The 7,744-nt window shown below is 54.2% G+C and carries 13 protein-coding genes; 1 reads left to right on the forward strand and 12 read right to left on the reverse strand.

Features of this window, described 5'->3' with window-relative positions; genetic code table 11:
- Positions 1-28: 28 nt before the first annotated feature.
- Genes hypE through NP596_RS18405 form a run of 6 tightly spaced genes read right to left on the reverse strand, consistent with a single transcriptional unit; the run spans position 29 to position 3,278 of the window.
- On the reverse strand, positions 29-1,072 hold the full coding sequence (gene hypE / locus NP596_RS18380; protein ID WP_256616855.1) for a hydrogenase expression/formation protein HypE: 1,044 nt from the start codon (positions 1,070-1,072) through the stop codon (positions 29-31).
- A gap of 53 nt (positions 1,073-1,125) precedes the next feature.
- A complete protein-coding gene (locus tag NP596_RS18385; protein ID WP_256616856.1) occupies positions 1,126-1,422 on the reverse strand; it encodes a type II toxin-antitoxin system RelE/ParE family toxin in 297 nt (98 codons plus the stop codon).
- A complete protein-coding gene (locus tag NP596_RS18390) occupies positions 1,422-1,634 on the reverse strand; it encodes an addiction module protein (RefSeq protein ID WP_256616857.1) in 213 nt (70 codons plus the stop codon). The genes NP596_RS18385 and NP596_RS18390 overlap by 1 nt, the downstream gene beginning before the upstream one ends.
- Positions 1,635-1,670: 36 nt before the next feature.
- Positions 1,671-2,792, reverse strand: a complete 1,122-nt coding sequence (gene hypD, locus NP596_RS18395) for a hydrogenase formation protein HypD (RefSeq protein ID WP_256616858.1) — start codon at positions 2,790-2,792, stop codon at positions 1,671-1,673.
- Complete coding sequence (locus NP596_RS18400) at positions 2,789-3,022, reverse strand: HypC/HybG/HupF family hydrogenase formation chaperone (RefSeq protein ID WP_256616860.1); 234 nt, start codon at positions 3,020-3,022, stop codon at positions 2,789-2,791. The genes hypD and NP596_RS18400 overlap by 4 nt, the downstream gene beginning before the upstream one ends.
- Before the next feature lie 55 nt (positions 3,023-3,077).
- The gene (locus NP596_RS18405; protein WP_256616861.1) at positions 3,078-3,278 is read right to left on the reverse strand and encodes an addiction module protein; all 201 of its coding nucleotides are present in this window, start codon (positions 3,276-3,278) and stop codon (positions 3,078-3,080) included.
- Between the two features lie 24 nt (positions 3,279-3,302).
- On the opposite strand from NP596_RS18405, the gene NP596_RS18410 reads away from it, so the two are divergent.
- Entirely contained in the window at positions 3,303-3,542 is a 240-nt protein-coding gene (locus NP596_RS18410) for a hypothetical protein (protein WP_256616862.1), read from the forward strand.
- 128 nt (positions 3,543-3,670) lie between these two features.
- Here the strand turns inward: NP596_RS18410 and NP596_RS18415 are convergent, their stop codons facing one another.
- From NP596_RS18415 to NP596_RS18440, 6 genes are all read right to left on the reverse strand, one after another.
- Entirely contained in the window at positions 3,671-4,633 is a 963-nt protein-coding gene (locus tag NP596_RS18415; RefSeq protein ID WP_256616863.1) for a hypothetical protein, read from the reverse strand.
- Positions 4,634-4,779: 146 nt separating this feature from the next.
- A complete protein-coding gene (locus NP596_RS18420) occupies positions 4,780-5,028 on the reverse strand; it encodes a hypothetical protein (RefSeq protein WP_256616864.1) in 249 nt (82 codons plus the stop codon).
- Positions 5,029-5,121: 93 nt separating this feature from the next.
- Positions 5,122-5,319: a hypothetical protein gene (locus NP596_RS18425; protein ID WP_256616865.1), complete on the reverse strand. Its 198-nt coding sequence runs from the start codon at positions 5,317-5,319 to the stop codon at positions 5,122-5,124.
- 63 nt (positions 5,320-5,382) lie between these two features.
- Positions 5,383-6,216 (reverse strand): hydrogenase nickel incorporation protein HypB, encoded by an 834-nt coding sequence (gene hypB, locus NP596_RS18430; RefSeq protein ID WP_256616866.1) that lies wholly within the window; start codon positions 6,214-6,216, stop codon positions 5,383-5,385.
- Positions 6,216-6,557 (reverse strand): hydrogenase maturation nickel metallochaperone HypA, encoded by a 342-nt coding sequence (gene hypA, locus NP596_RS18435; protein WP_256616867.1) that lies wholly within the window; start codon positions 6,555-6,557, stop codon positions 6,216-6,218. The genes hypB and hypA overlap by 1 nt, the downstream gene beginning before the upstream one ends.
- Before the next feature lie 81 nt (positions 6,558-6,638).
- On the reverse strand, positions 6,639-7,744 hold a 1,106-nt coding region (locus NP596_RS18440; protein WP_256616868.1), incomplete at its 5' end, for a nickel-dependent hydrogenase large subunit.

A 7,744-nucleotide genomic window follows, 5' to 3' on the forward strand; every position in this document is an offset into this window, starting at 1 on the left:
CCGCGTACCCGGATGGCCTTGCCGGGCATCAGCAGATGCGCGGCAACTGTTCGCCCACCGGCCAGTCGACGATGCGCCGGCCGCCGAAAGTCGTGGCCATTTGCACGAAGCCGTGCGGATCGTCGATGACTTCGCCGATGATGGCGGCGTCGCGGCCCAAGGGATGTTGTTGCATCACGGCCAATAAGGTTTCGGCGGCAGAGGCTTCGCAGACGCAGACCAGCTTGCCTTCGTTGGCGACATACAAAGGATCGAGGCCGAGGATTTCGCAAGCGGCCTTGACTTGCGCTTTCACCGGAATTCGGTCTTCGGCTATCGCCATGCCGACGCCGGACTGTTTGGCTAACTCGTTCAACGTCGTCGCCAATCCGCCGCGAGTCGGGTCGCGTAAACAGCGTATCGCCGCCGGCGCAACGGCCACCAGATCGGCGACCAAACCGTGCAGCGCCGCCGAGTCGGAGACGATGCTGGTTTCAAATTGCAGATTTTCGCGCCCGGCCATGATGGCCACGCCGTGGTCGCCGATCGAACCGCTGATTAAAATCGCGCAGCCTGGGCTGGCCCGGTTGCCGGAAATATTGACGCCTTCCGGCACTATGCCGACGCCGGTAGTGGTAATGAATACGCCGTCGCCCTTGCCGCGCTCGACCACCTTGGTGTCGCCGGTGACAATGGGTGTGCCGGCGGCCTTGGACGCGGCGGCCATGCTGATGACGATGCGTTCCAGATCGGCCAGCGGCAGGCCTTCTTCCAGAATAAAGCCCGCCGCCAGATACAAAGGCCTGGCGCCGGACATCGCCACATCGTTCAGCGTGCCGTGCACCGCCAGCGAACCGATATCGCCGCCCGGAAAAAACAGCGGCGAAATCACATGGCCGTCGGTGCTGATCGCCAGCCGTCCGGCCGGCACGCTGAACAAGGCCTGGTCGTTATGCTGGCGCAGCAAGTCGTTGTCGAAATGCTTGATGAACAATTCGTCGATCAGCTGGGTCATGGCCCGACCGCCGCCGCCGTGGCTGAGGTCGACGTGGCCGGATTTCAAGTTTAAGGCGGAAGTGAATTTTTTGATCACGGAATTAGCTCTGATTTATCGCGCTTATAAGGGATAGGCGTGTGAATGAGTGTTTAGTTATTGATTCTACTCAGCCAGTAATCCGGTTTTCGATGCAGGTGGGCTACTGCCACAATAACAATGATATCGGCATCAATGCCGTATAAAATGGCATAAGGAAAGCGCTTGATCAAACAACGCCTTAGATTGCGCTCTATCGAAATATAAGCATCAGGGTAAGCGATGACTCTTCTGATTGCGGCATCAAGCTCATTCAGGAATTGCCGGCCCAAGTTAATTTGTTGGGTTTCGTACCATTCGAAGGCTTGATCGAGTTCGACTTGAGCGGCCTCCAGAAACTCAATTTTCATTACTTATATTTTCGCATTACGGTTTCATAGCTAACGGTTTTCAATTGTCCGTCTTTATATGCTCGCCAGCGTTGAGCGGCTTCGTTGTGCCATATAGTATCGATTTCCGGGTTAGGGATATCTAAATCAGCTAACAAGCGTTCTGCGAGGTGTAATCTTTCCAGCGGCGGCAATTGGCTGGCTTGGCGGTAAATTTCTTGAGTGTCTGGCATTGATGACTCCGGGCTTACACATATTACTGGTTTATTCTATACCCGCGAGGCATTATCTCGCAGCCGCCCATAACTCCAATACGCCGCGCAAGCCCCCTCCGACGACACCATGCAGGAACCCATCGGATTTTCCGGGGTGCAGACCGTGCCCAGCAGTTTGCAGTCCTGGGGTTTTTTGGCGCCGCGCAAAATGGCCGGGCATTCGCAGCCTTTGACGTCGCTGGCGCGGATGGCCGGCATCTCGAAGCGTTGTTCGGCGTCGAAATCGGCATAAGCGGCTTTAAGTTTCAGGGCGCTGTCCGGGATCAAACCCAAGCCGCGCCATTCGAATTGCGGACGCAGCTCCAATACCTCGGCGGTCAAGGCTTGGGCTTTTTGATTGCCGTCTCGGGTGACCGCGCGGCTGTATTCGTTTTCCACTTCATGCCGGCCTTCGTTGATCTGGTGGATCAGCATCAAGGCCGATTGCATGACGTCCAGCGGTTCGAAGCCGGCGATGACGATGGGTTTGCCGTATTGTTCCGCAAACACTTCGTAAGGCCGGCTGCCGATTACCGTGCTGACATGCGACGGGCCCAAAAAAGCGTCTATGGCCACCGGCACCGGTGCGTCCAATATGGCTTGCATGGCCGCCGGCGTCAGCACGTGGTTGCAGAACACGCTGAAATTTTTCAAGCCTTCCGCCTGGGCCTGCTTGATGGTGACCGCCGTAGGCGGGGTGGTGGTTTCGAAACCGATGGCAAAAAACACCACCTGTCGCTCCGGGTTGTCGCGGGCGATTTTCAAGACGTCCTGAGTGGAATAAACCATGCGAATGTCGGCACCACCGGCCTTGGCTTTCAACAGGCTATTACGGCCGGTGGCCGGCACCCGTACCAGGTCGGCGTAAGTGCACAGAATGACGTCACGCTGTTCGACCAATTGAATCGCATTGTCGATGCGGCCGGTCGGCAGCACGCAGACCGGACAGCCGGGGCCATGGATGAACTCGACATTGGCCGGCATCAAATCCTGCACGCCGTAACGAAATATCGCATGAGTATGGCCGCCGCAAAACTCCATCAAGCGGTAATGCCGGTCGGGGTGCGCGGTTTGGACGATGCGTTGGGCCAGTTGTTGCGCCAGATCGTGCTGGCGGAATTCGTCGATGTATTTCATGGCGCGCTGGTCAGGCCGGCTTCGGCGAACAGGGCCAGGGTCTTAATGGCTTCGTCTTCGTCGATTTTGTTCAGCGCGTAGCCGACGTGAACCAGCACGTAGTCGCCGACTTGTACGTCGTCGACCAGCGCCAGCGAGACTTCGACCTTAACGCCGTCAACGGAAACAGTGGCCATTCCGGTGTCGCCGGGATGGATTTGCAGGATTTGAGCGGGGAGGGCTAAGCACATTTTGAGTTTTCTCGGATTGCTTGGATTTTAGACGCATCAGCTATTCAAAGCGCCCTTATTTTCGAGCTTTCAACTCTTGTAAGGTGATAGTTTTGGCTTGATTCGATTTCAATCGTTCAATTCTGGAGTTGAGAATTTCGTGATGCCATTCCGGGGGGGCTATCAATTGTGGCTCTTGGCGAAGGCTATCCCACATTTCTTCCATTCGTATAATTTGCTCGGGGATCGGCAAGGGGTTGATTTCGGTAACAGTCATTGGTATGCCTCAATATGTGTCGCCATGCGACGGTTTATTTTAATGCCGGTTCCCGCACCGGCGGGCGGGATACTTTTCTTTGCTTGTCCAAAGAAAAGTATCCAAAAGAAACGACACCCGGATGCCGCTTTGATCCTGCGCGCCGAAGGCTTTGAACGGGGTTTTCCGAAGGGGCTTCCCAGCCCCTACGAAAAACGCGATGCATCCCTGCATCGCCCCTGCGGGCTAATCCGTTCAAAACCTCCGGTGCTCGGCGCGGCATAACGGGAGAAAACCATCCCTGAATTTGTAACGCGATCAAATCGTAGGTGCGATTAGCGGCAGCGTAATCGCACGAAAGGGATCATTTAACATTCCTAAGATCAGGTTTTGCTAACCGAATCGGCGCGAATTTATTTGCTTGTGACCCACGCCGCGAAACAAATGGCAATAACGCCTAATATCACAAACACGTTTGAAACAAAGTAAGTCTTTGAAATAGCCTGACGCTGTTTTATAAAATTTTCCGAGCTTTCTGTCATCAACGTTTGCAATCGCCCTATTTTCTGTTGTGATGTTTGCAATCTGGATAGTTCCATGGCTAACTTTGTAGAAAAAATGTTTTCTCTAAGTGGTGCACCAGCAAAATCTGCATAAGCTTTTGCTATATCGCAAGCTACTCGGGCATCTTCTTCTGAAAGTGGCAAAAAGAGCAATGGTTTGCCTGTTTTGCTCTTACGAAAAATCCGTAACCAACGAGGAATTCGAGCTAGGTAAAACGCGTTATTTATCGTCCCAATCTCCAACCAAGCCGATAAGTTCCCTTTAATGTTTAGAATCAGGGGGCAAATTTCATTAACATCACTCCATGGAATGAAGCCGAAACGAAAATGCATTAACCCGTGCTTATCCAATCGAATAACTGGATGGCCAATCAATCGTTTAGCCGATTCAGCTAAAGCGATACAAAAAAATAAGCCTCCGATTAGAAACATTAATCCAGTGAGCCGATTCTGTAGTGGTAACCCTATCAGCAAATAAACGCCGAAATAGATTGCGCCTAAGCTCAAGATCAATATAAACGCTAATGTTATGAAAAGAGAAGGTTTTGCATAAAATTCAACCGGTTGTTTGTTGTTCAGTGCCATGTTGACTCTTATGCCTACACATTGCCGCAATTCGATTTCTTCGTCGCGATCTCGTTTCTTATCCCATCGAAATAACGTAATCAAAGCAGACGTGATCAATAGAGTCAGAACGCCATAGAAAACACTGGCGCTAAAATCACCTTCGTCCGTTGATTTAAAGAAAAAAGCAAGTACCACCATGCCGGCCAATGTCGCTACGATTACTAGAAATTGAATAAATAATTTCATGGTCTATCAATGATCACTGGATGGGTGTATAGCAACGCGAAACCCTGCAATTAGTGAGTGGGTGCCGGGTTTTCACTATCGTTTCAACCCAGCCTACAAAACATCGTTGTTATATCAAAATAACCGTTGAAGTAATTCCATTCCCGTTATGCCGCTCCGAGCACCGGAGGTTTTGAGCGGATTTGCCCGCAGGGGCGATGCAGGGAGGCATCGCGTTTTTCGTAGGGGCTGGGAAGCCCCTTCGGAAAACCCCGTTCAAAAGCTTCGGCGCGCAGGATATACGCGGCATCCGGGTGTCGTTTCTTTTGGTTTCTTTTCTTTGGACAAGCAAAGAAAAGAAACCCGCCCGCCGGTGCGGGAACCGGCTTCGAAATCATTCGTCGCGACAGCGACACTAAATCTTCCCAACAAAATCAAAGAAAGCTAAAGCTTTCAAGTTACGACTCCCAAACCGGAGTTTGTGAACAAGCAAAACATCAACTGCTGAATCAGCCCAGATAATCAACATCGCCACGGTAACGTGTTCTCATGGCAGCATGAGGCGTCACTCGATTATCCCGGGATGCCTGCATACCGGTTTCGATTTTTTGCTTAACGTACAGCTCGTACATAATGTCGTTCAGCGTGGCGTGATCCGGCAGATTGTCGATTAGTTGTTTGGCTTCGGCTTTGGCTGTGGTTTGCATGCTGCCTCCTGTCGAGGGAAATATTGGGTTAAACAATCAGTAACTGCGTGATTGCAAGCAGGTTCACGCATACTCAATCCGCTGCAACTCCAACTCCGCCTTCAACCACTTCAACCAACTCTCCATGCCTTCCCCGGTCTTGGCCGATAAGGACAATACTTTGATACGCGGATTAACCTGTTTCGCATAACGAATGCATTGTTCGACGTCAAAATCCAGATACGGCAGCAGATCGATCTTGTTCAAAATCATCAAGTCGGCGGCATGGAACATATCCGGGTATTTGATCGGTTTGTCCTCGCCTTCGGTGACCGACAGGATCACCACCTTGTGCGCTTCACCCAAATCAAAAGCAGACGGGCAGACCAGATTGCCGACGTTTTCGATGAACAGCAGGCTGTGGTTCGGCAGCTTCAGGCTTTCCAGGGCATGGCCGACCCGGTGCGCGTCCAGATGGCAACCCTTGCCGGTGTTGATTTGCACAGCGGGTACGCCGGTGGCGCGGATGCGGTCGGCGTCGCGGGCGGTTTGCTGGTCGCCTTCGATTACCGCTATATCCAGTTCGCCCTTCAAACGGGTGATGGTTTCGGTCAGCAGCGTGGTTTTGCCGGAGCCCGGGCTGGACACCAGATTCAAGGCCAGCATGCCGCGATCGGCGAAATAGCAACGGTTTTCGTCGGCATAACGGTTGTTTTTGGCCAGTATGTCCTGCTCGATCTGCACCATGCGGGCCTGGGTCAGGCCGGGGGCGTGCGCGTGTTCGGGGCCGTGCTCGTGATGGTGGTGATGACCGTGTTCATGGTCATGACCGTGGTGGTGATCGTGAGGATGTTCATGATCGTGTTGTTCGTCGTGCGAGTGGATATGGCCCTCGCCGCAGCCGCAGATGCCGCACATTATTCTACCTCCAGTTCCTTGATTCGCATTTGATCGCCGCCGACGATCTGTAATTGACGGCTGCCGCAGTGCGGGCATGCGTCGTATATCTGTTGTACAGGTACTTCGCGCCCGCAAGGCATACACCAGGCAATGCCCGGCAGCTCGATTATTTCCAGTCTGGCCGCTTCGGCCAGCGAACCCTGCATCACCACTTCAAAGCTGAAGCGCATCGCCTCGGGCTCGACGCCGGACAAGGCGCCGATCTCCAGCCACACGGCCGTCACCTTTCGGTAATGCTGGGTTTGGGCTTGATGTTCGATGATTTGTAACACGCTCTCGCAGAGCGACATTTCGTGCATGATGGTTACCAGTCAAGCTATGCCAGTTGTAGGGTACGCATCGCGTACCTTTGAAGCTATCGATGGTACGCGGTGCGTACCCTATCTTTCAATCAATATCAAACGATAGGCCACACAGGGATCGACCGCGTTGATCAACCATTCCGCCTGCCGCCGCAAACTATCCGCATCGACCGCGCGCAACGCGTTTAAACCCTGAGTAACCACGCCGGCGGGATGAAAATTCCATTCGGTCGGGGCGACGATGCGGTAATCGTACACCCGGCCATTCCGCAAAGCCAGACGATGAATCAATAAACCGCGCGCCGCAGGCACTTGCGCCAAGCCGATGCCTTCGCCGCCGTAAGCCGATGCCGGCTCGAACGCGGTTTCGCCGAATCGCTCCAGCCGTAACGTAATGGCCGCTACCTCCCGCAGAACCGCCGCGAATCGCGCCAGCAAACCGTTGCCGTAACGGTTTTGCAGAGCGGCGATTAAAGGCTGCGACTGCTGCCGGCCAAGCGGCGTCGATTCATGGCATTGGCCCTGCCAATGCGGGGTGCGGCAGAAGGCCGATAAATCCTGTGTTTGTAAGTGCGTCCACAGGCCTGGGTTGTCGAATGCCGGCAGACAGCGGATGTGGTTGCGGCCGACCGCCTGCCAATCCAGCCGATACAAGCCATGCAGTAATTCGGCGGACAAAGCCGCGTTGCCCGCCAGCCAGTCCGCCAATTGCGCTTCGTCGGCGATGGCCTGAAATTTCCGCATGCCGCCGTTAAAAATCGCACGATCGATCAATTGGTTCAACTCCGCCAGCAAACCGCCCAGCGCCGCCGAGTCGATTTGCAAACGGCTATCCAGCTTGAACGCCTCGCCGTTGTCAAACAAACACTCTTTGAAGCGGGCGCTGAGTTTCAGCAAGGCGGCGACGGCGGCTTTATCCGGCCGGCGGCCCAGCAGGCCGGGCCAATCCAGCAATATCCGCCAGGCGTGTTCGCGCACGGTTTCCAGTTGCAGCAATAATTCGCGGGTCGCATCGGCCGGCGGATCGGCTGGTAAATCCAGCGCGGCGCGGCAGGCCAGCAACGCGGCATAAGACTGGGCGTTGCCGCAGAGCGAAAACAACAGCGGCACTGTGCTCAACAGCTGCTCGGGTGTTTTGCCGAGCAACACTTTCGCCGCCGCCCGCGGTCGGGTCGAGACGATGC

Source organism: Methylomonas rivi, assembly GCF_024505165.1.
GTDB lineage: Bacteria > Pseudomonadota > Gammaproteobacteria > Methylococcales > Methylomonadaceae > Methylomonas > Methylomonas rivi.

Coding starts and splice junctions, on each gene's coding strand:
- NP596_RS18385 (WP_256616856.1), bottom strand. CDS start 1,422: ATGAAAATTGAGTTTCTGGAGGCCGCTCAAGTCGAACTCGATCAAGCC.
- NP596_RS18390 (WP_256616857.1), bottom strand. CDS start 1,634: ATGCCAGACACTCAAGAAATTTACCGCCAAGCCAGCCAATTGCCGCCG.
- hypD (WP_256616858.1), bottom strand. CDS start 2,792: ATGAAATACATCGACGAATTCCGCCAGCACGATCTGGCGCAACAACTG.
- NP596_RS18400 (WP_256616860.1), bottom strand. CDS start 3,022: ATGTGCTTAGCCCTCCCCGCTCAAATCCTGCAAATCCATCCCGGCGAC.
- NP596_RS18405 (WP_256616861.1), bottom strand. CDS start 3,278: ATGACTGTTACCGAAATCAACCCCTTGCCGATCCCCGAGCAAATTATA.
- NP596_RS18410 (WP_256616862.1), top strand. CDS start 3,303: ATGCGACGGTTTATTTTAATGCCGGTTCCCGCACCGGCGGGCGGGATA.
- NP596_RS18415 (WP_256616863.1), bottom strand. CDS start 4,633: ATGAAATTATTTATTCAATTTCTAGTAATCGTAGCGACATTGGCCGGC.
- NP596_RS18425 (WP_256616865.1), bottom strand. CDS start 5,319: ATGCAAACCACAGCCAAAGCCGAAGCCAAACAACTAATCGACAATCTG.
- hypB (WP_256616866.1), bottom strand. CDS start 6,216: ATGTGCGGCATCTGCGGCTGCGGCGAGGGCCATATCCACTCGCACGAC.
- hypA (WP_256616867.1), bottom strand. CDS start 6,557: ATGCACGAAATGTCGCTCTGCGAGAGCGTGTTACAAATCATCGAACAT.